This is a genomic window from uncultured Pseudoxanthomonas sp. (assembly GCF_947498795.1).
Lineage (GTDB): Bacteria > Pseudomonadota > Gammaproteobacteria > Xanthomonadales > Xanthomonadaceae > Pseudoxanthomonas_A.
This window is the reverse complement of the sequence record NZ_CANMLQ010000001.1, coordinates 872,142-895,543: the sequence shown is the minus strand read 5'-3', so window position 1 is coordinate 895,543 and position 23,402 is coordinate 872,142. Positions and strand designations below refer to the sequence as shown.

The 23,402-nt window shown below is 69.2% G+C and carries 18 protein-coding genes; 9 read left to right on the top strand and 9 right to left on the bottom strand.

The features are described 5' to 3' along the window. Positions 1 to 6: 6 nt before the first annotated feature. Positions 7 to 2,748: a serine/threonine-protein kinase gene (locus Q0907_RS04410; protein WP_299341939.1), complete on the bottom strand. Its 2,742-nt coding sequence runs from the start codon at positions 2,746 to 2,748 to the stop codon at positions 7 to 9. A 95-nt stretch (positions 2,749 to 2,843) separates the two neighbouring features. On the opposite strand from Q0907_RS04410, the gene Q0907_RS04405 reads away from it, so the two are divergent. Next, positions 2,844 to 3,740 (top strand): GGDEF domain-containing protein, encoded by an 897-nt coding sequence (locus Q0907_RS04405; protein ID WP_296280186.1) that lies wholly within the window; start codon positions 2,844 to 2,846, stop codon positions 3,738 to 3,740. Positions 3,741 to 3,752: 12 nt separating this feature from the next. Here the strand turns inward: Q0907_RS04405 and Q0907_RS04400 are convergent, their stop codons facing one another. After that, a complete protein-coding gene (locus tag Q0907_RS04400; RefSeq protein ID WP_299342623.1) occupies positions 3,753 to 4,694 on the bottom strand; it encodes a DedA family protein/thiosulfate sulfurtransferase GlpE in 942 nt (313 codons plus the stop codon). A gap of 379 nt (positions 4,695 to 5,073) precedes the next feature. Here Q0907_RS04400 and Q0907_RS04395 point away from each other — a divergent pair, with 379 nt between their 5' ends. Further along, on the top strand, positions 5,074 to 6,489 hold the full coding sequence (locus Q0907_RS04395; RefSeq protein WP_299341936.1) for a pectin acetylesterase-family hydrolase: 1,416 nt from the start codon (positions 5,074 to 5,076) through the stop codon (positions 6,487 to 6,489). 55 nt (positions 6,490 to 6,544) lie between these two features. After that, the gene (locus Q0907_RS04390; RefSeq protein WP_299341933.1) at positions 6,545 to 7,156 is read left to right on the top strand and encodes a hypothetical protein; all 612 of its coding nucleotides are present in this window, start codon (positions 6,545 to 6,547) and stop codon (positions 7,154 to 7,156) included. 89 nt (positions 7,157 to 7,245) lie between these two features. Here Q0907_RS04390 and Q0907_RS04385 read toward each other — a convergent pair whose 3' ends face one another. Beyond that, the gene (locus tag Q0907_RS04385) at positions 7,246 to 7,920 is read right to left on the bottom strand and encodes a phosphatase PAP2 family protein (protein ID WP_299342621.1); all 675 of its coding nucleotides are present in this window, start codon (positions 7,918 to 7,920) and stop codon (positions 7,246 to 7,248) included. 4 nt (positions 7,921 to 7,924) lie between these two features. Continuing rightward, complete coding sequence (ispG, locus tag Q0907_RS04380; RefSeq protein ID WP_296280182.1) at positions 7,925 to 9,190, bottom strand: flavodoxin-dependent (E)-4-hydroxy-3-methylbut-2-enyl-diphosphate synthase; 1,266 nt, start codon at positions 9,188 to 9,190, stop codon at positions 7,925 to 7,927. A 96-nt stretch (positions 9,191 to 9,286) separates the two neighbouring features. On the opposite strand from ispG, the gene Q0907_RS04375 reads away from it, so the two are divergent. Continuing rightward, positions 9,287 to 10,522, top strand: coding sequence for an ATP-binding protein (locus tag Q0907_RS04375; RefSeq protein ID WP_299341930.1), 1,236 nt, complete (start codon positions 9,287 to 9,289; stop codon positions 10,520 to 10,522). 13 nt (positions 10,523 to 10,535) lie between these two features. Further along, positions 10,536 to 11,090 (top strand): response regulator transcription factor, encoded by a 555-nt coding sequence (locus Q0907_RS04370; protein ID WP_299341927.1) that lies wholly within the window; start codon positions 10,536 to 10,538, stop codon positions 11,088 to 11,090. A 3-nt stretch (positions 11,091 to 11,093) separates the two neighbouring features. On the opposite strand, the gene Q0907_RS04365 is transcribed toward Q0907_RS04370, so the two are convergent. The 4 genes from Q0907_RS04365 to Q0907_RS04350 all read right to left on the bottom strand — a co-directional run bounded on the left by Q0907_RS04365 (position 11,094) and on the right by Q0907_RS04350 (position 15,872). Continuing rightward, entirely contained in the window at positions 11,094 to 11,780 is a 687-nt protein-coding gene (locus Q0907_RS04365; RefSeq protein WP_299341925.1) for a hypothetical protein, read from the bottom strand. Between the two features lie 66 nt (positions 11,781 to 11,846). Continuing rightward, positions 11,847 to 14,048: a TonB-dependent receptor gene (locus Q0907_RS04360; RefSeq protein ID WP_299341922.1), complete on the bottom strand. Its 2,202-nt coding sequence runs from the start codon at positions 14,046 to 14,048 to the stop codon at positions 11,847 to 11,849. 62 nt (positions 14,049 to 14,110) lie between these two features. Beyond that, positions 14,111 to 14,524, bottom strand: a complete 414-nt coding sequence (locus Q0907_RS04355) for a DUF2946 family protein (RefSeq protein ID WP_296280177.1) — start codon at positions 14,522 to 14,524, stop codon at positions 14,111 to 14,113. Between the two features lie 64 nt (positions 14,525 to 14,588). Continuing rightward, a complete protein-coding gene (locus tag Q0907_RS04350; RefSeq protein WP_299341918.1) occupies positions 14,589 to 15,872 on the bottom strand; it encodes a sialidase family protein in 1,284 nt (427 codons plus the stop codon). Between the two features lie 119 nt (positions 15,873 to 15,991). Between Q0907_RS04350 and xseA the strand changes: the two genes are divergently transcribed. The 3 genes from xseA to Q0907_RS04335 all read left to right on the top strand — a co-directional run bounded on the left by xseA (position 15,992) and on the right by Q0907_RS04335 (position 19,631). Continuing rightward, positions 15,992 to 17,320 carry an exodeoxyribonuclease VII large subunit gene (gene xseA, locus Q0907_RS04345; protein ID WP_299341914.1) on the top strand — a complete coding sequence of 443 codons (1,329 nt, stop codon included), beginning with the start codon at positions 15,992 to 15,994 and terminating at the stop codon, positions 17,318 to 17,320. Positions 17,321 to 17,404: 84 nt separating this feature from the next. Beyond that, complete coding sequence (locus tag Q0907_RS04340; protein WP_296280174.1) at positions 17,405 to 17,749, top strand: ribonuclease E inhibitor RraB; 345 nt, start codon at positions 17,405 to 17,407, stop codon at positions 17,747 to 17,749. A 106-nt stretch (positions 17,750 to 17,855) separates the two neighbouring features. Then, entirely contained in the window at positions 17,856 to 19,631 is a 1,776-nt protein-coding gene (locus tag Q0907_RS04335) for a VWA domain-containing protein (protein ID WP_299341911.1), read from the top strand. A 42-nt stretch (positions 19,632 to 19,673) separates the two neighbouring features. Here Q0907_RS04335 and Q0907_RS04330 read toward each other — a convergent pair whose 3' ends face one another. Then, positions 19,674 to 22,583 (bottom strand): EAL domain-containing protein, encoded by a 2,910-nt coding sequence (locus tag Q0907_RS04330; protein ID WP_296280172.1) that lies wholly within the window; start codon positions 22,581 to 22,583, stop codon positions 19,674 to 19,676. A 263-nt stretch (positions 22,584 to 22,846) separates the two neighbouring features. Here Q0907_RS04330 and Q0907_RS04325 point away from each other — a divergent pair, with 263 nt between their 5' ends. Beyond that, on the top strand, positions 22,847 to 23,401 hold the full coding sequence (locus Q0907_RS04325; RefSeq protein ID WP_299341909.1) for an RNA polymerase sigma factor: 555 nt from the start codon (positions 22,847 to 22,849) through the stop codon (positions 23,399 to 23,401). The last annotated feature ends 1 nt before the right edge of the window (position 23,402 follow it).

The following is a 23,402-nucleotide window of genomic DNA, read 5'->3' as shown; positions in this document are numbered from 1 at the left end:
GGCGACTCAGCCCCGCCTGGCGGGCTGCTTGCCGGGCCGGTCGCCGGCGCGATAGCGCTGCACGAAATCCGCGTCGTCGTCATCCAGCGTGTTCGGGTCCGCCGCCAGCAGGGGGGCGACGTATTGCCCGTACAGGGCCTGGGCCTCGGCCTTGCGTCCCAGCTCGTTGTACGTGTCGATCAGGTTCCAGGCCGCGATACGGGTTTCCAGGTCCGTCTCGCCCAGCACGCGCCGGCGCAGTGCGAACAGGCGCTCGTACTCCGGCACGGCGTCCGCGGTCCGACCGAGCACGCGCAAGGCTTCGGCACGGATGACCATGGTGACCTGCGCTTGCGGGTGCTTTTCGCCGAGCGTCTTCAAGGCCAGCGGCTGCACGTCGCCCAGCAGGCGCAGTGCCGCTTCCGCCTGGCCGGCATTGAGCAACGTGCCGGCATGGTTGACCAGGGTCGACAGCGTGTCCGGGTGCGCGGCACCCTGGGTCCGGCTGCGCGCGGTGATGACCTGCTCTTCCAGCGGCAGTGCGGCGGCGAAATCGCCGAGCCTGGCATACGCGGTCGCCAGGTTCAGGCGCGTGCGTACCGTCTGCGGGTGGTCGCGGCCAAGCACGCGTTCCCGCGCGGCGAGTACCTCGCGCAGCGCCGGAACCGCGGCTTTCACCGCCTGCTTGTCGCCGCCGTCGATCATCATCGTGGCCAGCGTGCTGCGCGCCTGCAGGGTGGTGGGATGTTCGCTGCCCAGCTTGGTGATGTAGCGCGCGGTGAGGTCGCGCTGCATGGCGATCGCCGCGTCCTTCTCGCGATTCATGATGCGCAGGACGGCCAGGTTGCCCATGGCGGACAGGGTTTCGTCGTCATCCGGACCCAGCGTCGCGGTGCGCAGCGCCACCACATTCTCCATGTTGGCGCGCGCCTCGGGCAGTTCGCCCAGGTTGCGCTGCACGGCGGCGAGGTTGTTGGTGGCCTCCAGCGTGGCCGGATCGCGCTCGCCGACGCTGGCGAGCAGGCGCTCCTGCACGGCCTGCACGACGCCCTTGGCGCGCGGGCGATCGCCGCGTGCGGAGATGACCTGCGCCTGCGCCAGTTCCAGCTTGACCCGCACGCGGTCGTTCACGGGCAGCGCGAACGCGCGCGGCAGCGCCTTCTGCAACACGGTCTCGGCCTGGTCGATGTGCGCGCCTTCGAGCAGCGCCTGCACCTGTTCGTTGCGCGCACGCAGCGTCTCGGGCGCACCCTCGCCCAGCGCGGCCGCGCGATGCTCGGCGACGCGGCCGAAATGCTCGGCCGCCTTGTCGTAACGTCCGATGGCGGCGTACACGCGGGCGACCGATTCACGCAGGCTGGCCGCCACGTCGGGCTGGTCGGCGAAATCGCGGGCGATGGCCTCTTCCGCGTTGGCGAGCAACTGGCGATCCACCAGGTCGCGCGCCAGGTCGCCGGTGCTCGCCTTCGCCAGCGTCGCACCGAACGCCGATGAGGCGCCGGGATCCACGCTCGCCACCTGGCGCACCAGGCCTTCGGACAGACCGACACCCATGGTCTCGATGTCGATGCCCTCCAGCATCGACTGCTGGAAGGCGGCGACCTTCTCCAGCTCCGCGCTGCGCGCCTCGGCGACGCTGCGCTGCGTCCGCGCCTGTTGCAGGCCATACAGCGACAGCGCCAGCCCCCCCAGCAGCGCCAGCAAGCCGAAGCCCGCCGCCACGGCTGCCGTGCGATGGCGGCGCAGGAACTTCCGCCACGCATAGCGCCGGCTCGGCGGTACCGCCGCCACCACACGGCCATCCAGATAGCGCTGCAGGTCGTCGGCCAGCGCCGCGACCGCGTCGTAGCGCGCGTCACGGTCGTGCTGCATGGCCTTCAGCACGATCCAGTCCAGGTCGCTCCGCAGCCGCGCGCGCATCCGCGCCAGCGACAGGCCGCGTTCCTGTGCCATCTGCCGGGCCTGGTCGGCGGGCAGCGCCGCCAGTCGCGACGACGGCGCCACCGCGGTCGGCGTGTCCGCCGCCCAGGTTTCGCCCACGGCCTCCGGGCGTACGCCGGTCACCAGTTCGCACAGCACTACGCCGAGCGAATAGACATCGCTGCGGGTGTCGACCTGGGCGGCGTCGCCCTGCGCCTGTTCGGGGCTCATGTACTCGGGAGTGCCTGCACGCTCCAGCGCGGCGTCGCCGGCCAGCGACGCGGCCATGGCGATGCCGAAATCGATGATCTTCGGCACCGGCCGCCCGTCCACCGTATCCACCAGCAGGTTGCCGGGCTTGAGGTCGCGGTGCACCACGCCCTTGTGGTGCGCATGCTGCACGCCCTCGCAGACACGGATGAACAAGGCCACGCGCTCGTCCAGCGACAGCTGATGGTCGCGGCAGTGGCGCGTGATGGGGCTGCCGTCGATCAGCTCCATGGCGAAGAACGGGTAGCCCTCCTCCGTGGTGCCCGCGTCGTAGATCTGGGCGATGGCGGGATGGCGCATCTGCGCCAGCACCTGCCGCTCGACCTCGAACCAGGCCAGGTGGCGCGCCTGCAGGCGCTGGGAGCGCATCAGCTTCAGGGCGACGTCGCGGCGCACCGGCTCCAGCTGCGCAGCCCGGTAGACCTCGCCCATGCCGCCCCGCCCCAGCAGGTCCTCGATGCGGTACCTCCCCAGCCGCGCGCCCGGCGCCAGCGTGCCGTCGGGCGCCGTCGGGGCGTCCTGCAGGCGCGTGGCCAGGCTCTCGGTGGGTGCGAGGTCGTCGTAAGGTTGCGATGTCATGCCACTTTCCCCGGTGCGCCCGGCCATGGTAGCGGAAGCGTGAGTTGACCGACCTATCCGTTACACTCGGGCCCGCACCTGTCAGCCGTCTTCGCATGTCCCGGGATTCCCACGATCCACCGACCACGCAACGGACCATCCTGAGCGACGGCCCGCGCCCGGCGTCGCACCGGTCCGCGTGCGTGGTGGTCATCCATGGCGAAGGCCTGGGCCGGCGGGCCGACATCGACACCGCGCGCGTGCGGGTGGGCCGCTCCCAGGAAGCCGACCTGCACATTCCGCACAACAGCGTCTCGCGCCTGCACTGCGAAATCTGGCGCGAGGGCGACAGTTACCGCGTGCGCGACCTCGGCGCCACGAATACAACGCGGGTCAACGACGACCCGGTTGGCGAGGCGGTGCTCGCCGACGGCGACCACATCACGCTGGGCGAAAGCATCCTGAAGTTCATCAGCCACAGCAGCGTGGAAGCGCACTACCACGAGGAGATCTACCAGCTCGCCACCCACGATGCGCTGACGGAGATGTACAACCGCCGGCATTTCATCGAGACCGTCGAGAAGGAGATCGCGCGCGCTATGCGGCACCAGCGCGAACTGACCATGTGCATCATCGACGTCGACCTGTTCAAGCCGATCAACGACCGTTACGGCCATATCTCCGGCGACCACGTACTCAAGCAGATCGCGGCGCTGGTGCGCCGGCACGTGCGCAACGACGATGCCGCCGCACGCATCGGCGGCGAAGAATTCGCGGTGCTCCTGCCCGAGTGCGGACCGGACGCCGCCTACGGATTCGCCGAGCGCCTGCGCGAGGCGGTGGAAGCGGTGGTGTTCCGTCCCGGGGGCCACGCGCAGACGATCACCGTCAGCATCGGCATCGCCGCGCTGACGCCCGACCGCGACACGGTGAGCCGCATGATGGCCGCGGCCGATGCCGCCCTGTACCGCGCCAAGAGCGAAGGCCGCAACCGCGTCTGCATCGAGCACTGACCGGGGCGCGGCTCAGCGGGCCAGCGGATCCACGCCGAAGCCGCCTGCGCGCCATGCGTCGATGCCGCCACGCAGCGGCAGCACGTCGTGGAAGCCGGCCGCGCGCAGCTTGCCGGCCATCCACGCCGCGGACACTTCCTCGGGGCACGCGCAGTAGATGACGATCTTTCCGTCGCGCGGATAGCCGGCGAGGATGCCGTCGAGCCGGCGCTCGTCGGCGAAGATCGCCCCCGGGATGATGTAGGGATCCACCGCGCGGAAGCCTGGCGCACGGATGTCGAACAGCGCCGGGGCATTTCCCGACTGCATCAGCGCATCCAGGTCCGACGGTTCGATGCGCGCGGCGTCCAGCGACTTCAGCAGGCTGCGTCGACGCCACCAGCGCCACGCGACATAGATCGCCAGCACGGTCCCGACCAGCACGCCGGCGCCGGCGCCCAGTTGCGACAGCGTGTCGATCACCGTTTCGACCTGCCGCGAGAACACCACGCCCAACCCCAGCCCCAGCGCGGCCCACAGCGTGGCGCCGAGCCCGTCGTAGCGCAGGAAAGACGGCAGTCGCGCCTGCATGGCGCCTGCCAGCGGCACCGACACCATCGACAGCCCGGGAATGAACTTGGCCACCGACAGTACGCGGATGCCGAAACGGCCGTAAAAGCGCTCGGTGCGCTTCATGCAGGTGTCGCGCGACAACGACAGCCGGCACAGCGACTGCAGTGTACGGTTGCCATAACGGCGACCCGCGTAGAACCACGCGCTGTCGCCGATCAGGCTGGCGGCCACCGAGACGGCCAGCACGCCGAGCAGCGGCAGCCACATCGTGTCCGGCTGCAGCGCCAGTCCGGCGCCGACGAGGATGAGCGTGGGCATCGCCGGCACGGGCAGGCCCAGCGACAACGCCAGCACGTTGACGAAGACCAGGGCCACGCCGTACTTGTCCACCACGTCCTGCATCGCGCTCCCCGTCCCCCTCATCATCGCCGCGCGTGTCGGCGAGCGGCCATGTTCGATCCACGCCCGCGCGGCGGCAAGGCACCGGCCCGCAACGATGCGTTGCCGGGCCGCGATGACCGCCGATGCCGGACGTGCCACGTGCTGCGACGCGAGATCGCTGCATTTACCTCAGCGGCGACGGCGCCGAGGAAGGGGGGCATCGCGGCCAATGTCGGGGGTATCGGCAGCCAAACCCGGCGCCATCACGCCGGCTTAATGCCGCCGGCGTCGCGACGCACCACCATCCGCCCCTGTACGGTCGCCGCCCCCACGCGTGCCGCACGCCAAGGCAGTCCATCCCGTTGAACGTCCCGCCTGACTCTCGCCGGAGGATCCGATCATGGTTGCACCCGTACGACCCGCCCGCCTGCCGCTCGCCCTTGCGGCCGCCACGCTGACGCTGGCGGTCGCCGCCCCCCTGAAAGCGGAGGAAGGCGACTACAGCTTCTGGCAGACCCTGGTGAACCTGGTCTCGCCTCCGAAGGCGGACAACAAGGTGACCGCCGCCCAGCGCACCGGCCACTATCCGCTGCTGTCCAATCCCTCCGGCTTCAACGACGGCTTCCAGCCGGGCCGCTACGACGCGTGGCAGACCATCCAGCTGGCGCCGTCGACGGGCGCCGTGTGCGGCGACGGTTCGCCGTTCAAGTTCTTCGTCAACCGCGTCGCCGATACGCGCAACACCATCATCTACATGGAGGGCGGTGGCGCGTGCTGGGACTACGCCAGTTGCAGCGGCCAGGGCGGCATCCGCGGTGCACGCAATCCGAACGGCATCCCCGACGACTACATGAGCCTGCTGAATCCCGGCGCGAGCCTGGTCAGTCCGTTCGTCACCCGGGTCAGCCCGTTCGAGTCGGTGAAGACGCAGGGCTGGAACATGGTCTACGTGCCCTACTGCACCGGCGACATCTACAGCGGCGACAAGGTGGCCGTCTACAACGACCCGAGCGGGCACAATGCCCCCCTGGTGTGGCACCACAACGGCACACGCAACGTGCGCGCGGTGGTCGGCTGGCTGAAGGACAACCTGCCCCGCCCGACGCAGATGCTGTCCACCGGCTGCAGCGCCGGCGGCGCCGGCAGCCTGACCAGCTACCACCCGTTGCGGCGCGACATGGCGCCCACGCGCAGCTTCCTGATCGACGATTCCGGCCCGATTTTCCCCACGCCGAAGAACGGCAATCCGGTCGACTACCCTTCGCAGCCGCTGATGGCGCTGATCCGCAGCGCGTGGGGCCTCGACCAGCCGAACGGCCCGCTGCCCTATCTCGCCAGCGGCCTGCCGCAGTTCGACCTCAACGAACTCGGCACCCTGTATCCCGCCCTGTCCAGCAAGTACGCCAGCGACCGCATGGGCCATACGCACTTCTGGAAAGACCTCAATTACTCGTCGTACTCGTACGAACGCTTCTATCCCGACATCGCCAACGCACCGGACCAGGCCACCAAGGAAGCACGCATCCATGCGCGCTGGAACACGGATACGGCACGCCTGCGGGATCGCCTCAATGGCTTGAACAATGTCGGCGGCTACTTCCCGCAGTACCGCGCGCTCAACGAAAGCCACTGCACCACCATCGTCGATTTCAAGAACGCCGACGTTCAGGCGCAGAACCTGGAATTGAAGCACTTCATCGACAGCGTGCTCGACGGCCAGGGCAAGGTGCTCGATGCGAGCGAACAGGACGACAAGGACGACAAGGCCAAGCCGTTCAACCTGCTGTACTGGCTGGTCGACCAGCTGATGGGCTGAGGTCCGCGCCCGAGGGCCGTCGTGAGGCGACGGCCCCGGTGCACGAGGAGTACGCATGAGGAAACTGCTGACACTGCTGGTGCCGCTGCTGGTGTTCACCGCCGCCGCGCTCTGGTGGACGCACGCCGCGTCCGGGGGAGTGCCGACGACGCCCCCTGCCCCTGCGGGTTCCGCAGGTGCCCCCTCCCCGGCGCTCGACACCCTGCAGGCCACGCCGCAAGCGCAGGCCTATCGCGAGCGCCAGCGCTTCGAGGCCGAGGCGAAGGACTTCTTCGCGCGCGCCGCCTCCCTGCGCGCCGTGGAGCGCAGCGAGCGGGCGGACGCGCTGAAGCGGCAGATCGACCGCTACGAGGCCGCCGCCGGATTGTCCGCGGGCGAAGCCCTGCTGTTGCGGACTGCGCTGGTCAAGGCGACCGTGGACGACCCCGCGCAGCAGGCGGCAGAGGTGGCCGTGATCGCCGACCGCTATCGCGCACACGCTGACCAGCGCATGGCCGCTTTCGCCGCGCAGCAGGCCAACGACCCACGCTTCCAGTCCTACAAGGCACGCGAGGCGCAGGTCGTTGCCGAGGTCATGGCCGCCACCACGATTCCCGCCGGCCTCACCCGCGACCAGTACCTGCGCCAGCGGCTGCAGGAAGAGCGCGAGCGCGCGTACGCGCCTTGAAAAGCATGAAGAAGGATGTGGGAGCGACGTAAGTCGCGAGAGACCACCGGCATCGTTTCATCGCGACTTACGTCGCTCCCACAGGAGCCCTAGCCTTTTACCTGCCACGGCCGCTCGCGGATGCGGTACAGCACCAGGTAGACACCCGACACCCAGGCGATGCCGGCGGCGAATCCGCCGAGGATGTCGGACGGATAATGCACGCCCAGGTAGATGCGCGAGACGCCGACCAGCACCGCGAAGCTGCCCGCCAGGGCGACCGCCACCCAGCGCCAGCGCGTGTGCCAGCACAGCAGCACGACCACCATGGCCAAGGTGGCCGAACCCATCGCGTGGCCACTGGGAAAGCTGAAGGTGTGCTCGGGCGCGATGGATTCCCACAAGGTGGGCCGGTCGCGCTGGAAGAACTGCTTCGTGGCCATGTTCAACAGCGCCGAACCTGCTAACGACACGCCGGCGAAGGTGGCCTCACGCCAGCGTCGCGCGATCAGCAGGCCGGCCGTCAGTGCGATGTCGACCGGCACCACGCCCCACTGGTAGCCGATCGCAGAGATGAAAATGAAGAACCGGTCCAGCGCCGGCCCCGCCATCGCATGCGCGCGCCACAGCAGCGGATCGTCGAAGTAGAAGGCTTCAAGTTCGTGGACTTCGTCCGCCAGTTCGACGAACAGCCACAACGGGGCCAGCAGGCAGAGGAAGAGGAGGACGAAGCGCCCGCCATGTTCGCGAAACAGCCCGGCGATGAAGCGCCGGCCGTTCGCCAGCGTGTCAGCCGGCAGCACGCGCGTACTTGGCCTCGACGTAATCGTCGATCAGGGCGACGAACTCGTGGGCGATGTTCTCGCCACGCAGCGTGACCTTCTTCTCGCCGTCGACGAACACCGGCGCGGCCGGCGCCTCGCCCGTGCCTGGCAACGAAATGCCGATGTTGGCGTGGCGCGATTCGCCTGGCCCGTTCACCACGCAGCCCATCACGGCGAGGGTCATGTTCTCGGCGCCGGGATGGGTGACCTTCCACTCCGGCATCTTGCCGCGCACATGTTCCTGCACGACCTTGGCCAGCTCCTGGAAGAATTCGGACGTGGTCCGCCCGCAACCCGGACACGCGGTAACCATGGGCGTGAACGCGCGCAGGCCGGTGGTCTGCAGCAGTTCCTGCGCGACGATCACTTCCTGCGTGCGCGACTGGCCGGGTTCCGGCGTCAGCGAAATGCGGATGGTGTCGCCGATGCCTTCCTGGAGCAGCACGGCCAGCGCGGCGCTCGACGCCACGATGCCCTTGCTGCCGATGCCGGCCTCGGTCAGGCCCAGGTGCAGCGCGAAATCGGTGCGGGCCGCCATGTCGCGGTACACCGCGATCAGTTCCTGCACGCCGCTGACCTTGGCAGACAGCACGATGCGGTCGCGCGGCAGGCCGATCTCGACAGCGCGTTCGGCCGAATCCACCGCCGAGCGGATCAGCGCCTCGCGCAGTACGCGGCCGGCGTCCCACGGGATGTCGCGCGTGTGGTTCTCGTCCATCAGCTGCGCCGCGAGCGCCTGGTCCAGCGAACCCCAGTTGGCGCCGATGCGCACCGGCTTGCCGTAGCGGATCGCGAACTCGATCAGCTGGGCGAACTGGGTGTCCTTCTTCTTGCCGAAGCCGACATTGCCCGGATTGATGCGGTACTTGGCCAACGCTTCCGCACAGGCCGGCTCGCCCGCCAGCAGCTGGTGTCCGTTGTAGTGGAAGTCGCCGATCAGCGGCACCGAGATGCCCATCATCTCGAGCTTTTCGCGGATGCGCGGGATGGCGGCGGCGGATTCGGGGTTGTTGACGGTCAGCCGGACCATTTCCGAGCCGGCCCGCCAGAGTTCGGCGACCTGCTTCACGCTGCCGGCGACATCGGCCGTATCGGTGTTGGTCATCGACTGCACCACCACCGGGCGGCCACCGCCGACGACGGCATTGCCGATCTGGACGGCCTGGGTGATGCGGCGCGGCCAGGGCGCGGCGTCGGTGGGAGGAGTGGGGCGGGTGACGGCGTCGTGCATGGCGGCATTGTAGCGTGGGCCGCCCGGGGGGCTCGTGCACGCCCCTGCGACGCCATGCCGCAGGCCCGGCCCGCGCGCTTGCACTAGCATGTGACCATGCCGAATACGCTGCTGACCCTGTCGCCCTCGTTCCTGCGCACGCTCTGCAACCTGCGTTGGGTGGCGATCGTGGGCCAGGCGGTGACCGTGCTGGTGGCGCTCGGTCCGCTCGGCATCGATCTGCCGCGCTGGCCGCTGTGGGCCGGGATCGGTGCGCTGGGACTGTTCAACGTCTACGCCACCTGGCGCAGCCGCCGGCCCGGCGAGGAGCGCGCCGCCGAAGCCTTCGCCCACATGCTGGTGGACGTGGCGGTGCTGTCCTGGCTGGTGGCGTGGAGCGGCGGCATCGGCAACCCGTTCAGCTCGATGTTCCTGCTGCTGATCGCGGTCTCCGCGCTGGCCCTGCCGTTGCGCTGGGTGCTGGCCACGGGCGTGGCGTGCCTGCTGGGCTACGTGCTGACCGCCGTCTTCGGCCGGCCACTGCCGCACCTGCATGGCGACCACTTCAACGTGCACCTCTGGGGCATGGCGGTGAACTTCGTGCTTTCCGCCGGCGTCGTGCTGTACTTTTCCACGCGCCTGGTCGCCGCGCTGCGCCTGCGCGAACAGGAACTGGCCCGCCTGCGCGAGCGCTTCGCGCGCAACGAGGGCATCGTCGCGCTGGCCACGCACGCCGCCGCCGTCGCGCACGAGCTCAACACCCCGCTGGCGACGATGACGCTGCTGACCGAGGACATCCGCGAACACGCGAGCGAGCCCGACATCCGCGAGGATGCCGGCACCATGCGCCAGCTGATCGACCTCTGCCGCGACCGCGTGCGCGCACTCGCCGCCTCGGCCGACATGGGCGTGCGCCAGCGCGTCGACCTGGACGATGTGGTGCAGCGCTGGCAACTGATCCGCCCGACGGTGGAACTGCAGCGCACCGGCGCCCTGCCGGCGTGGCTGGCGACCGATGCCTCCACCGGTCACCTGCTGCAGGCGCTGTTGAACAATGCCGCCGACGCCAGCCGCCAGGCCGGCTCGCAACGCGTGGACCTGGACCTGCGCTGCGAAGGCGACGAGCTGGTCGGCACCGTGCGCGACTATGGCAACGGTTTCCACGAAGCGTTGCCGTTCCAGTCCGAGCAACTCTTCCGCACCAGCAAGCCGGAGGGCATGGGCGTGGGCCTGGCCCTGTCGCACGCCACCATCGAGCGACTGGGTGGACGCATGACCATGCGCGCGGTGCCGCCGAAGGGCGTGCAGGTGCAGTTCCGCCTGCCGGTGGCGGGCAATGACGAATCTCCCTGATGAGAGGCATCCGATGAAAGGCCTACTGGTCGACGACGACGAACTCTATGCGCGCACCCTGCAACGCAGCCTGGCGCGCAAGGGCATCGAGACCGAGATCGCGCTGGACGCCGCCAGCGCGTTGGCGAAAGCGCGCGAGTGCATACCGGATTTCGCGCTGGTCGACCTGAAGCTGGGCAACGATTCCGGCCTGTCACTGATCGAGCCGCTGCGTGCGCTGCGCGCCGACATGCAGATCCTGCTCGTCACCGGCTATGCCAGCGTCGCCACCGCGGTGGAGTCCATCAAGCGCGGTGCCGACGACTACCTGCCCAAGCCGGCCACCGTGCCGACCATCCTGCGTGCGCTGGGGCTGGAGACCCCCGCCGTGCCGGGCGACGAGGCGGATGCGGCAGAAGACACCATGACCCCGCTGAGTCGGCTGGAGTGGGAGCACATCCAGCAGGCGCTCGCCGAAACCGAAGGCAACATCTCCGCCGCCGCACGGCTGCTGGGCATGCACCGCCGATCGCTGCAGCGCAAGCTGGCCAAGCGTCCCGGCCCCGAGCGCCGCTGGATCGACGAATGACCGTCAGGGCGCCGGCTCGCGATCAGGTTCGCTGCCCGCGCCCATCCCCATACCCATACCCGCGCCAGCGCCCATGCCGGCCATGCCCATCCCGGCGCCGCCTGCACCGCCCCCTCCGCCCTGCCGTCCCTCGCCTTTCGCGCCCTCGCCCTTGCCCTTGGAGGCGACCGGCCGCGCCGGACCTTGCCGCGGTATCGCCAACGAGGGCGGGATGGGTTCCAGGTCCAGCACGCCGCGGATGAAGTCGCGCAGCGACACCACCAGCGCATCGGTGCGGATCGGCCGGCCCGCCGCCAGATCGGTGGCTGCCTGCACGGCCAGCCGCACCTGTTCGTCGGTGCCCAGCAGGATGATGTCCGACAGCGCCGCCTCGACGGCATCACGGATGCGCCGTGACCGGTCGCTGCCGTCGTCGACCAGCTCGACGCCCGCGTCGCGCGCCTGCGCACGCAGGTCGCGCAAGTGGCGAGGATCGACGTCCAGCGACCCGGTGAACGAACCGCCGAGCACCTTGTAGGCCGCGATCAGCGTGCGCAGCCGTTCGTTGATCTGCCGATTCTCGCGCGCCCGCCGCTCCTGCACCGTCTGCATCACCAGCAGGCGGATGCCGACGCCGATCACCGTGATCAGCGCCAGCCCCGCCAGGGTAGTCAACAGGCCCTGCCATGAACTGAAGTCGAGACCGCGCATGGCAGCCATCCTCCGAGTGTCCGGCCGCTACCTTACCCAACTCCGTGTTGCCGCCGTGCATGGCCCTCAGAACGTTTTCCGCAGCACCACTTCCCAGCTGCGCGGATCGCCCAGGTAGGCCATCGTGCTGCCCAGCGCGTACACCACATGGGTGCGGTCGCCGAGGTTGCGGCCACGCACGGTCAGTTCCGTACTGTCGTTCCAGCGGAAGCCCACGTGCGCACCCCATGTCGCGTAGCCTGCGGTCGACAGCGTGTTGGCGGCATTGGCAAAGCGCGACGACACGCCACGCATGTCCACGCCGGCAGACCAGCGTGGCGTGAAGCGGTAGTCCAGCCACACGTTGCCCACGCGCGATGGGGTGTTGGTGGGGCGATTGCCGGCGCGCGATACCGGTACGCCGCCAACGTTCTCGTAGAAATCATCCAGCGTGGCATCCACCCAGGCCAGGTTGCCCTCGACCTTCAGCGCCTCCGTCGGCCGCCAGCCGAAGGTCGCTTCGATGCCGCGGGACGACTGCTGGCCGACCGGCAGCGTCTGCCCCGGATTGGAGGGATCGGTGATGGCGAGGTTGCGGCGCACGATGCGGTATGCCGCCAGCGTCGCGAAGTTCCGCGCATCGCGCGACTGGAACTTCGCGCCGATCTCGCCCTGGCGACCCGTGGTCAGGTCGAAGTCGCGTAGCGTCGCGAAGTTCGCGGTGCTGAGGATGCCTGCCGGCGGATCGGCCGCGGTGCTGTACTGCGCGTAGACGCTCGCCTGCGGCGTGATGGCCCAGTTCAGCGCGACACGTCCGGTGGTGGGCGAGTATTCGCGCTCGAATCGGGCGGGATTGGTCGCACTGACCGCGCGATGGTTCACCACGTCCAGCACGATGCGGTCATGGCGCAGGCCGGTCAGCAGCGACAGCGACGGCGTCAGTTCGGTCAGGTTCTCCGTGTAAACCGCCTGCGTGTGCAGCCGGTTGGTGCGGTCGGGCGTGTAGACGATCGCCGTGCCGGGTACATCGAGGAAGCGTCCCGGCGTGACCGCATCGAGCCGCACCGTATCCACCGTGGCCGGGAGCGACAGCGGGAAGCGCGTCTGCCGGTTGTAGCTGACGTCCAGGCCGGTCGCCCATTGCGTCGGCAGGCCGAACAGTTCGCCTTCGTGGCTCCATTCCAGCCGGTTGCCGTAGACCTGCTGGTCGTGCCGCTGCAGCAGCGTGCCGGAACGGATCACGCCGTCGTTGCCGGCGGTCAGGCGGTAGCTCTCGACGTTCCGATAGTCTCGCAGCGCGTCGTAGTGATAGAGGGTGTTGCGCACGGTGTCGTGCTCGCCAGGCGTCCACTCCAGCAGCGAACGCGCCCAGCGCACGTCCTGTCCGTAGTAGCCGTCGGCGACGTTGTAGTTGCGGCCGATGGTCTGCGGCAGCACCGACAGGCGACTGGTGGCGGGCTGGCGCACCGGCGTGCCCCAGTATGGACGATGGCTGTCCTCCTGCTGGACCTCCACCGCCAGGGTGTGTCGCAGGGTCGGCGCCAGTTGCGCCAGCCACGAAGCGGCGAGTGTCGATGCCTCGCGCTGCTGACCGTCGATCCAGCTCTCGCCATCACGCGTGCTGGCATCGACACGGATCGCCTGGCGCGCATCTCCGCCGCCGATGCGAAGGTTGGCCCCCATCGCCAGCGTGCCGTCGCGGAACGAGCCCCACGACGCCTGCACGGCGGCTTCGTCGCGGTCCAGTCGCGCCAGCCGGGTGACGTAGTTGATCGTGCCACCGACCGCACCCGCGCCATACAGGAAGCTCGACGGACCGCCGATGGCTTCCACCCTCTCGTATTGCCACGCATCCACCGGTCGGGCGGCGATGCTGGCGTACTGCACATCGATGCCATTGAACAACTGCGTGATCTGGCTGCCGGAGAAACCGCGGTATGTCACCGCATTGCCATTGCCCGGCGGCGACGCGACGGTGAGGCCGGGAATGCCGGCCAGCGCTTCCTGCGTGGTGCGCACGCCACGCGCATCGAGCGCAGCGCGGTCGATGACGGTGACCGACGCCGGGGTTTCCAGCAGCGTCAGCGACAGGCGCGTGCCGGTGCCGGAGACCTGCTCGAGGCCGGCCTGGTGGCCTTTGACCTCGACCGTGTCGAGCTGGGTGACGCGGGAGCCATCGGGCAGCACGACAGCGTCGGCGGCACGCGCGGAGGGGGAAAGCGAGAGGGTCGCGGCAATGGCCACGGACAGGCACGACGCGCGCGGCGTCGCCCGGGATATCAGGAACATGGAAACTCCAAAGCACAAGGACACGGCGCACGGGCCGCACGATCAACGAAGGGTCTTGTGGTTCAGAGGAGGATCGGCGGTCCTTGTCCGCCGAGGCCGCGCAGCCGCAGGCGACGCGCGGGCGGTAGCGCAGGGACGCTGGAGAGGATGCCGCCCGAAAGACGGGGAAACAGCAGCGCGATGCAGAGCAGCAGCAACGGCAACACCGCCGCGAGGGTGCAGTACGCGCAGTCGGCACCCATCGCCATGCCGGCGGGCGACGGCGCCTTGCCAAACGGCGCCTTGGCGACCGGCGATTCGGCCCGCGTATCGACCCACTTGATGCCATCGGTCGTACACAACTCGGTCCAGCCTGCCAGCATCTGCGATCCCGTGGCGGTCACCCACCGCGTTACCGACGGCGCGAACGCCATCAGCAGCGCCGCCAGCAAGGCCAGCTGCAGCATCGGTCGGAGGAAGGCGGACGAACGGATCACCGCGCGATTTTATGCGGGACAGATCATCGGAGTCAGGTGCGACGAAGTGCCGCACCTTGGCGCGTCAGGGGAATACGACGCGCGCACCCAGCAACCGTGGCTTTTCGCCGGCCACATCGGTCCACGCCAGCCACGCGGCATCGTCGTGCCATTGCAATCGCGGGATGCCGCTCGCGCGTCCACGTGCGGACAGGGTGGCGACATCGACGCGCCGCGCTCCGGCCCAGGCGTGGTCGTAGCGTGCCAGTACCAGCGTCTGGCGTTCGTCTTGCGCCTGCTCCAGCCAGCTCACCAGGAGATGGCCATCGCCATGGACCAAACCCAGGCGACCCAGCACCTGCATGCCCTTCGCCAGCGTCACCGGCGCACCGAACGTATCGCCGGCGTCGTCCGAACGTGCCGCACGCAGTTCCGGCACGCCACCTGCTTCCGTGTACCAAGCGACCCAGACCGTGGCACCGTCCGCCACCGCCATCGGCCCGTTGACGGGACAACCGGCGATCTTCCAGCCATCCGCATGCACGTCGCGAGGCGACGTCCAGCGCTGACCGTCGAAGCGAACGATGCGCGTATCGCGGATCTCGCCATCGCCACGTCCTCTATAGACGACCACGACGCCACGATCCGTCACCGCGGACGAAGTGGTGCAGCAATCGCAGGTGGATGCGTCCAGTGGCCACTCTCCCACCTGCGTCGCCCTCGGATCGTAGGTCGCGGCACGCAGCATCATCGCCGCACCGCCTGCGTGGTCGTGTCCTCCGCCGTCGTGCCCCGCATGTCCGGACGCCGCCTTCTGCCGGCTGTCGAGCCATGCGATACCCAGCCGGTCGCGCGCCTGCGGCCAGAACGTCACGAAACCATGGTCACCGGGCGTGCCGGACGGATGCACCCGCTGCGGCGTGCTCCACGTCGCGCCGCCATCGCCGGAACGCACCAGGTCGATGCCGTAGTCCATCCGCGACGGCCCGGTACTGCGCAGCCAGTGCGCCCACAGCGAACCGTCCGGCAGGGCATACACATGCGGGGTGTCGGCCCAGTTGACGAACCATGCGTCGCCTTCGGCGATCGTGCGCGGCGACTCCCAGCCCTGCGTTCCGGCAGGCCGACGGCTGAAACGCAGGCGATGGCTTGCGCCATCCATCGGTTCGATCCAGCTCAACAGCAGCGCACCGTCCGGCGTGGAGACGAGGTCGGGCTGTGCGGCGCCCAGCGGCGAAGGGAGGTCCGCCACGTCCACGACCGGTGACGGCACAACGGCCACGGGCACAGGTTCGCCCGGGGGCGAACAGGCGGCCAGCGAGGCGAGCAACACCGGCAACCACGGACGGGACCAGCGGGACTTCAGCATGAGGGACGATTCCGGCCGACGGGACCGCGCCATTCCAGCACGGAAGCCGCCTCACTGGGTGCGACCGTCTGTCGCAGGCATTCGCGGTGCGCTTCGTCGCGAGCGTTTATCCTTGCACCATGACCGACACCGCCCGCGACATCCTCACGCCCACCCAGCTCAACACGCTGGCGCGCGACCTGTTGGAAGGCGCGTTTCCGCTCGTGTGGGTGGAAGGCGAGCTGGGCAATGTCACCCGTCCGGCCTCGGGCCATCTGTACTTCACGCTGAAGGATGCGCGTGCGCAGGTGCGCTGCGTGATGTTCAAGCCGAAGAGCCAGTGGCTCAAGTTCGCACCCCGCGAAGGACTGCGCGTCCTCGCGCGCGGCCGACTGACGCTCTATGAAGCGCGCGGCGATTACCAGTTGGTGATCGACAGCCTGGAGGAGGCCGGCGAAGGCGCGCTGCGCCGCGCCTTCGAGGAGATGCGGGCCAGGCTCGCAGCGGAAGGCGTGTTCGACGACGCACGCAAGCGTGCCCTGCCCGCCCATGTGCGACGCCTCGCCGTGCTGACGTCGCCCACCGGCGCGGCCGTGCGCGACGTGCTCAGCGTGCTGCAACGGCGCTACCCACTGGTGGAGGTCGATGTACTGCCCGTGCAGGTGCAGGGCGAGGCAGCGGCGGCGCAGATCGTCGACATGCTGCAGCGCGCCGCGCGCAGCGGGCGTTACGACGTGTTGCTGGTCGCCCGCGGCGGCGGCTCGCTGGAAGATCTCTGGGCTTTCAACGATGAACGCCTCGCGCGCGCCATCGCGGCCTCGCCGGTCCCCGTGGTGTCCGCCATCGGACACGAGACGGACTTCACCCTCGCCGACTTCGCTGCCGACCTGCGCGCACCCACGCCCTCGGTCGCGGCCGAGCTGCTGGTGCCGGACCGGCGCGACCTGTTGTCGCGCGTTCGCACGTTGCAGCGCCGGCTCGCGACCACCCAGGCACATCGCATGCGCAATGCCATGCAGCGCGCGGACCGCGCCGCCCTGCGGCTCCACGCGCAGCGCCCGCAAGCACGGCTGCAGATGCTCGGGCGCCGCCAGCAGGATGCCGTCCGTCGCCTCCACGCCCTCTGGCGTGACCGCCACGCGCGCCGCCTGGCCGCGTTGCGCCATGCCGATGCGGTGCTGCGTGCGCATGCGCCGCAGCGCCGCCTCGAGCAACTGCGCGCCCGCCTGCTCGCGTTGGCCCCGCGTCCGCAGGCCGCCGCCGTGCGCGCACTGCAGCGGGACACCTTGCGCCTGCGTGCACTCGCCCGCTCCCTGGAAGCCATCAGCCCCTTGGCCACCGTCGCCCGCGGCTACGCACTGGTGACGAAGGAGGACGGCACGCTGGTGCGCTCGGTGGCGCAGGTGCGGCCAGGCGACCGGCTCGAAGCGCAGGTCAGCGATGGCCGATTGACGCTGCGCGCCGACTAGCGCCTTCGCTCACCCTCGACGTCACTGCGGATTCTTTTCCCGTCGTCCCGACGACGGGCTGCCCCCATCTACAGGAGCTTCACCATGATCACCCACGAACAACTGGTCGAGATGTTCGACAACATGGCCAGGGAGACGCCCTGGGACCTGCGCAAGCCGCTGGTGTGGGGTTACTTCTTCACCCACCATGCGCGGCCTGCGCTGGAGGCGGTGGTGCCGGTGCTGCAAGGACAGGGTTACCGTGTCATTGCGCTGTACTTGGAAGACAAGGACAGCCGCAAGGATCCGGACCTGTGGTGGCTGCACGTCGAGAAGACCGAAGTCCACACGCCCGACAGCCTCCACGAGCGCAACCAGGCGCTCTACCGGTTCGCCAGCGAGCATGGCCTGGATGCGTATGACGGCATGGACGTGGGCGCGATCGACTGACATCGCGGTGTTGTGGCCGATGTCGCAGCATCGCCGAGCGCCACCCTTCAACCCCGTTTCCGTATCCCATGCGTTCGACTCCCCGTCCCACTCACGGAGTCACGCCATGTCGCACCGTCTGACCCTCACCCTGCTGGCCGTCGCCCTGTTGGCCGCGTGCCAGTCCAGCCCCACCGCGCACTCCACGTCCGACGCCGAGGCGGCCGCAGCCTCGGATGAGGCGCGTTTCGCCCGCCAGGCAGCGGAGGCGGCTTCGAACGAACAGGCCACGCTCGACAGCGTGGTGGTCACCGGGGAGCGCCTGCGCCGTGAACAGGCCAAGACCGCCATCGCCGGCGTGCAGGCCTATGCGCCTGCATCGCCGCCTCCCCCGCCAGCCCCGCCGATGGCGGTGCAGTACGCGCACGCTGCCGCCGTCCTGGCGCCGCAGGCCGACGCGGCCAACACCGAGAATTACGCGGAACGCAACGACAATCCGGTGCGCCGCACCGTGGACGAACCCGTGTCCACCTTCTCGGTGGACGTGGACACCGGCAGCTACAGCAATGTGCGCCGCATGCTGCGCGAGGGCCAACGACCCCCGGCCGATGCGGTGCGCGCGGAGGAATTCATCAACTACTTCCGCTATGGCCACGCCGCGCCGACCGACCGCAGCCGCCCGTTCAACGTGACCACCGAACTCGCGCCCGCGCCCTGGAACGCGCAGCGGCAGTTGCTCATGGTCGGCATCAAGGGCTACGACGTGCCGAAGGCGACCTTGCCGCCGGCCAACCTCGTGTTCCTGCTGGACACGTCCGGTTCCATGGAGTCGCCCGACAAGTTGCCGCTGCTGAAGCAGTCCTTCGCCCAACTGGTCCCGCAACTGCGTGCGCAGGACCGTGTCAGCATCGTGGTTTACGCGGGATCGGCGGGCCTGGTGCTGCCACCGACCCCCGGCAACCGGCACGATGAGATCCTCGGCGCGCTGGACCGCCTCCAGGCCGGCGGCAGCACCAACGGAGGCGACGGCATCCGCCTGGCCTATGCGATGGCGAAGCAGGCCTTCGTGAGGGACGGCGTGAACCGCGTGATCCTCGCCACCGACGGCGATTTCAACGTAGGCACGGTCAGCCAGGATGCGCTGGAGACGATGGTCGCCGACCAGCGCGCGTCCGGCATCGCGTTGACGACGCTCGGCTTCGGTACCGGCAACTACAACGACGCGCTCGCCGAGAAGCTGGCCGATGTCGGCGACGGCAATCACGCCTACATCGACACGTTGCAGGAGGGACGCAAGGTGCTGGTGGACGAAATGCAGTCCACGCTGCTGACCATCGCCCGCGACGTGAAGATCCAGGTGGAGTTCAACCCCGCCGTCGTATCCGAGTACCGGCTGATCGGCTACGAGAACCGCGTGCTGGCCAACGAGGATTTTGCCAACGACAAGGTGGATGCCGGCGACATCGGCGCAGGCCATGAAGTCACCGCGCTGTACGAGATCACCCCGGTGGGCAGCGGTGCCGAACGGCTTCCCGCATTGCGCTATGGCGGCAAGCAGGCAGGCGAACGGGCGTCCGCCACCGAGGTCGCGCACGTGCGCCTGCGCTACAAGCTGCCCGGCCAGGACAGCAGCCGCCTGATCGAAACACCGATCGCACGCAACGCGCTGACCTCGCAACCGAGCGACGCCTTCCGGTTCGCCAGCGCCGTTGCGGCCTATGCCGACCTGTTGCGCGGTGGCCAGCGCATCGATGGCTGGAATTGGGGTGACGTCGCGCGCGCGGCGCGTGCAGCGAAAGGCCGCGACCCGTATGGGCTGAAGGGGGAGTTCGTCGACATGATCGACCAGGCCCACCGGCTGGTCAGCGCGGAAACCGGCAGGCCGGCCATCGCGGGCGAGTGAGCGGGCCGGGAGGGCGGAACCATCCCGCCCTCCCCCGCTGCATCACGCGGGGTCGGTCACGTGGGTCTGCTCGAGGCTCGCCGCCGGCCTGCCGAGCAGGTAGCCCTGCCCGAGGTGGCAGCCCAGTTCGATCAGCGACTGGCGCTGCTCTTCGGTTTCCACGCCCTCGGCGATCGTCTCGATCCCCAGCGTGCTGGCCAGCGCCAGGATCGCACGCACCAGCGCCAGGCTCTCCGGTCGCGCCTCGCTGCCCAGCCCCGACACGAAACTGCGGTCGATCTTCAGCACGGAAATGGGGAACCGGTGCAGGTAGGACAACGCCGAGAACCCGGTGCCGAAGTCATCCAGCTGCGCGAGGATGCCGTGCTGGCGCAACGTACGGAGGATGCGCAGCGTGCGTGGCGCGTCGTCGAGCAGGGCGACCTCGGTGATCTCCAGCCGCAACCGCGACGGATCGGCGCCCTGCGCTTCGAACATGGCCAGCAGGCGGTCCCCGAAGTCCGGCGAGCGGAAGTGCCGCGGCGACACGTTGACCGAGATGTAGCCTTCCACGCCGCGCGCGATCTGGCGCACCACCTGCTCGTAGAGCAACCAGTCGACCTGCTCGATCAACCCGCTGTCCTCGCCCAGGCCGATGAACTCGGCCGGCAACAACAGGCCGCGTCGCTCATGCTGCCAACGCAGCAATGCCTCATGGCCGATCACGCGCCCGTCGTCCATGCGGCGGATCGGCTGGTAGAACGGCAGGAAATCGCGATGGTTGATCGCCCGGCGCAGGTCGGCTTCCAGGTCCAGGCTCTGCATCGCGGCTTCGCGCATCGCCTCGTCGAACATGGCGCAGCGGTCGCGTCCCTGTTCTTTCGCGCGGTACATCGCGGCGTCGGCGTCGCGCAGCAGTTCTTCGCCATTGCGATAGCGCGGGTGCCAGACCGCGATACCCAGGCTGGCGGAGGGGAACAGCTCGCGCCCCGCCACCCACATCGGCAGGCCGAGCACCGCCAGCAGGCGCTGGGCGAAATCGCGCACGTTCTCCACGCCCTCGGCGTACTCGACCAGCAACGCGAATTCGTCGCCGCCCAGGCGCGCCACCATGTCCTCTTCGCGCACGCTCATGGTGATCCGGCGCGCGACTTCCACCAGCAGCTCATCGCCGGCGGCGTGGCCCATGCTGTCGTTGACCAGCTTGAAGCGGTCCAGGTCGAGGAAGAGCACCGCGAACGCCTGCCCGTCGCCGTGGCGGGCGCGCTCGATGGCAGCGGCGAGCCGGTCCAGCAACTGCGGTCGGTTGGGCAGGCCGGTCAGCGCGTCGTGCGTGGCCTGGTGGGTCAGCTGCTGCTCGATGCGGAGGCGCTCGCCGATCTGCGCACGCAACTGGTGGTTGGCTTCGTTGAGTTCGCGGGTACGCTCGTCGACCCGGCGCTCGAGCTCGGCATGCGCGCTGCGCAACCGTTCCTGCGTGCGCTGGCGATCGAGTCCGTTGCCGATATGGTGCGCCACGAACGTCAACAGGTTCTGGTCGTGGGACGTGAACTTGGCTTCCTGGGAGTAGCTCTGAACGACCACCGTACCCACGACGTCCTCGCCCCGGAACAGCGGCACGCCCAGCCAGCTGTACGCCGGCGGGCCATGTTGCTGCAGCTTGCCGGCGTTCGCCAGTTCGCCGATCACCTCGCGATCGGCCAGCAACGGGCGGCCCGTGGCGATGACGTACTCGGTCAGGCCGTTGGTCATGCGACGCGCCTTGCGCATCGGGTCGCGTTCGTCGATCGAGTACGGGAAGTTCAACTGGCCGCCGTCGTCCGAGACCAGCGCGATGTAGAAATTGCGCGCGTCGATCAGCTCGTCCACCACCACGTGCACGTCGGCGTAGAAGCGCTCGAGGCTTTCGGAGGTGATCGCCAGCTCGGTGATGCGGAACAGTGCGCGCTGCAGCTTCTCGGCGCGCTTGCGCTCCATGATCTCCGCCTGCAGTTCGCGGTTGGCGCGCTGCAGTTCATGGGTGCGCACCGCCACCCGGTGCTCCAGCTCGACGTGCGCGTGCTTGCGGTCCAGCGCCGTGAGGATGTGCTGCGCCACGTACCCCAGCAGCGCTCGGTCCTCGTCGGCGTAACTGGCCGGCGTGTCGTAGCTCTGCACCACGATGGCGCCGCAGACGCGGTCGTCGCGCCGCATCGGCACGCCCAGCCAGTCCAGGCTGTCCGGCCCGTGCGAGGGATCGCGCACCACGCCCAGCTTCTGCCGGATCACCGCAGAAGGGCCGCGCAACGGCTGACCGTGGCGCAGCATCGCGAACGTCATGCTGTTGGCCATTTCCTCTTCGCCGAACTCGCGCTCGGGCTCGGCGATGTACGGGTCGCGCTGGTCGGCGAAATACAGGAACCGCACCGTGCGGCGCTGGTCGTCGTAGAGCACGATGTAGCAGTTCTCTGCATACATCAGCGAGTTCACCACCGCATGGATGCGCCGGAGCATCTCCGGCATCTCCAGGTCGGCACCGGCCAGGTCGGCGATCTCGTACAGCGCCTGCTGCAGGCGCTTGGATTTCTCGAGCGACACCACGCGGGCCTGTGCGCGCAACGCGTCCAGCGAGGTCACCAGCAGCGTGCGCGCCAGCAGCACCCAGGACGCCTCGTCGGCCGCCGCCAGCGGCTGCGGCAACGAGAAGGCCAGGGCGACGCGCGCATTGCCGTCGGCGTTGTCCCAGGCGTGCACGCGCAGGTCCGCGTCGTCGCCGTCGCCCGTGGCGTCCACCAGCGCGTGTTCCGCCCGCCGCTTCAACGCAGCCGAGGCGCCAGGCGTCGCGCCGTTGCCGTTCCCCAGCGCCCAGTCGCGCCAGCAGACCGCCAGCTCGGCGCCGGCCGGCAACAGCCCACGCAGGATCAGCGCGATGCGTTCCGCCGGCGAAGCGTCCGCGCTTGCCGTGTTGTCGGCGCTGATCGATGGCGTGAGCATGCCCTGGTCCCGATCGAGTCGGTGCGTAGTGTCTGGAAGTCCCCCGTGCCGAGCATACCGCCTGCCACCCCCTGAACGGAAACGGGCGACACAACCCCGTGCAGCGCGATGGGCCGTTCGTTTCCCGCATGCGCGCCGTCCCTGCCCCCGCTGCCATGGCCACCCCGCGCCCGGCACCATCCGGGCACGCAGGGATGAACGCGGCGACCGTCGCGCGTCGCGCCGACTTCACGCGCGTACGTGGACCGCTTACGCTGGCGGCAGTGAACGACCTCGCAGAACCCGCCGACGAGACCCTGATGCTGGCCTACGCCGCTGGCGAAGCGTCGGCGTTCGAACAGCTGTACGCGCGGCACCGTGGCCCGCTGTATCGGTTCCTGCTGCGGCATCTTCGCGATGCCGCGCTGGCCGACGAGTTCTTCCAGGACACCTGGCAGCGCGTGATCAGCGCGCGCGAGGGCTGGAAACCGGACGCTCCGTTCGGGACCTGGCTGTACCGGATCGCGCACAATCGCCTGAACGACCATTGGCGGGCATCGAAGCACCGTCCTGCCGCGCCCCACGATGCGGAGGAACGGACGGCGCGCGTACCCGATCCCGATACGCCGGAGCGCCAGCTGTCCGAATTCGAGCAACGGCGGCGGTTGCAGCTGGCCATGGATGAATTGCCGCCGGAGCAGCGCGAAGTGCTGCTGCTGCGCCTGGAACAGGAATTGACCCTGGAGGAGATCGGCGAGATCACCGGCGTAGGCCGGGAAACCGTGAAGTCGCGCCTGCGGTATGCGATGGACCGGCTGCGCACGAGGTTGAACGAATGAG

What these genes read in the sequence shown, in the direction of transcription:
- Q0907_RS04410 (WP_299341939.1), bottom strand. Translation starts at nt 2,748, where the DNA reads ATGACATCGCAACCTTACGACGACCTCGCACCCACCGAGAGCCTGGCC.
- Q0907_RS04405 (WP_296280186.1), top strand. Translation starts at nt 2,844, where the DNA reads ATGTCCCGGGATTCCCACGATCCACCGACCACGCAACGGACCATCCTG.
- Q0907_RS04400 (WP_299342623.1), bottom strand. Translation starts at nt 4,694, where the DNA reads ATGCAGGACGTGGTGGACAAGTACGGCGTGGCCCTGGTCTTCGTCAAC.
- Q0907_RS04395 (WP_299341936.1), top strand. Translation starts at nt 5,074, where the DNA reads ATGGTTGCACCCGTACGACCCGCCCGCCTGCCGCTCGCCCTTGCGGCC.
- Q0907_RS04390 (WP_299341933.1), top strand. Translation starts at nt 6,545, where the DNA reads ATGAGGAAACTGCTGACACTGCTGGTGCCGCTGCTGGTGTTCACCGCC.
- ispG (WP_296280182.1), bottom strand. Translation starts at nt 9,190, where the DNA reads ATGCACGACGCCGTCACCCGCCCCACTCCTCCCACCGACGCCGCGCCC.
- Q0907_RS04375 (WP_299341930.1), top strand. Translation starts at nt 9,287, where the DNA reads ATGCCGAATACGCTGCTGACCCTGTCGCCCTCGTTCCTGCGCACGCTC.
- Q0907_RS04370 (WP_299341927.1), top strand. Translation starts at nt 10,536, where the DNA reads ATGAAAGGCCTACTGGTCGACGACGACGAACTCTATGCGCGCACCCTG.
- Q0907_RS04365 (WP_299341925.1), bottom strand. Translation starts at nt 11,780, where the DNA reads ATGCGCGGTCTCGACTTCAGTTCATGGCAGGGCCTGTTGACTACCCTG.
- Q0907_RS04360 (WP_299341922.1), bottom strand. Translation starts at nt 14,048, where the DNA reads ATGTTCCTGATATCCCGGGCGACGCCGCGCGCGTCGTGCCTGTCCGTG.
- Q0907_RS04350 (WP_299341918.1), bottom strand. Translation starts at nt 15,872, where the DNA reads ATGCTGAAGTCCCGCTGGTCCCGTCCGTGGTTGCCGGTGTTGCTCGCC.
- xseA (WP_299341914.1), top strand. Translation starts at nt 15,992, where the DNA reads ATGACCGACACCGCCCGCGACATCCTCACGCCCACCCAGCTCAACACG.
- Q0907_RS04340 (WP_296280174.1), top strand. Translation starts at nt 17,405, where the DNA reads ATGATCACCCACGAACAACTGGTCGAGATGTTCGACAACATGGCCAGG.
- Q0907_RS04335 (WP_299341911.1), top strand. Translation starts at nt 17,856, where the DNA reads ATGTCGCACCGTCTGACCCTCACCCTGCTGGCCGTCGCCCTGTTGGCC.
- Q0907_RS04330 (WP_296280172.1), bottom strand. Translation starts at nt 22,583, where the DNA reads ATGCTCACGCCATCGATCAGCGCCGACAACACGGCAAGCGCGGACGCT.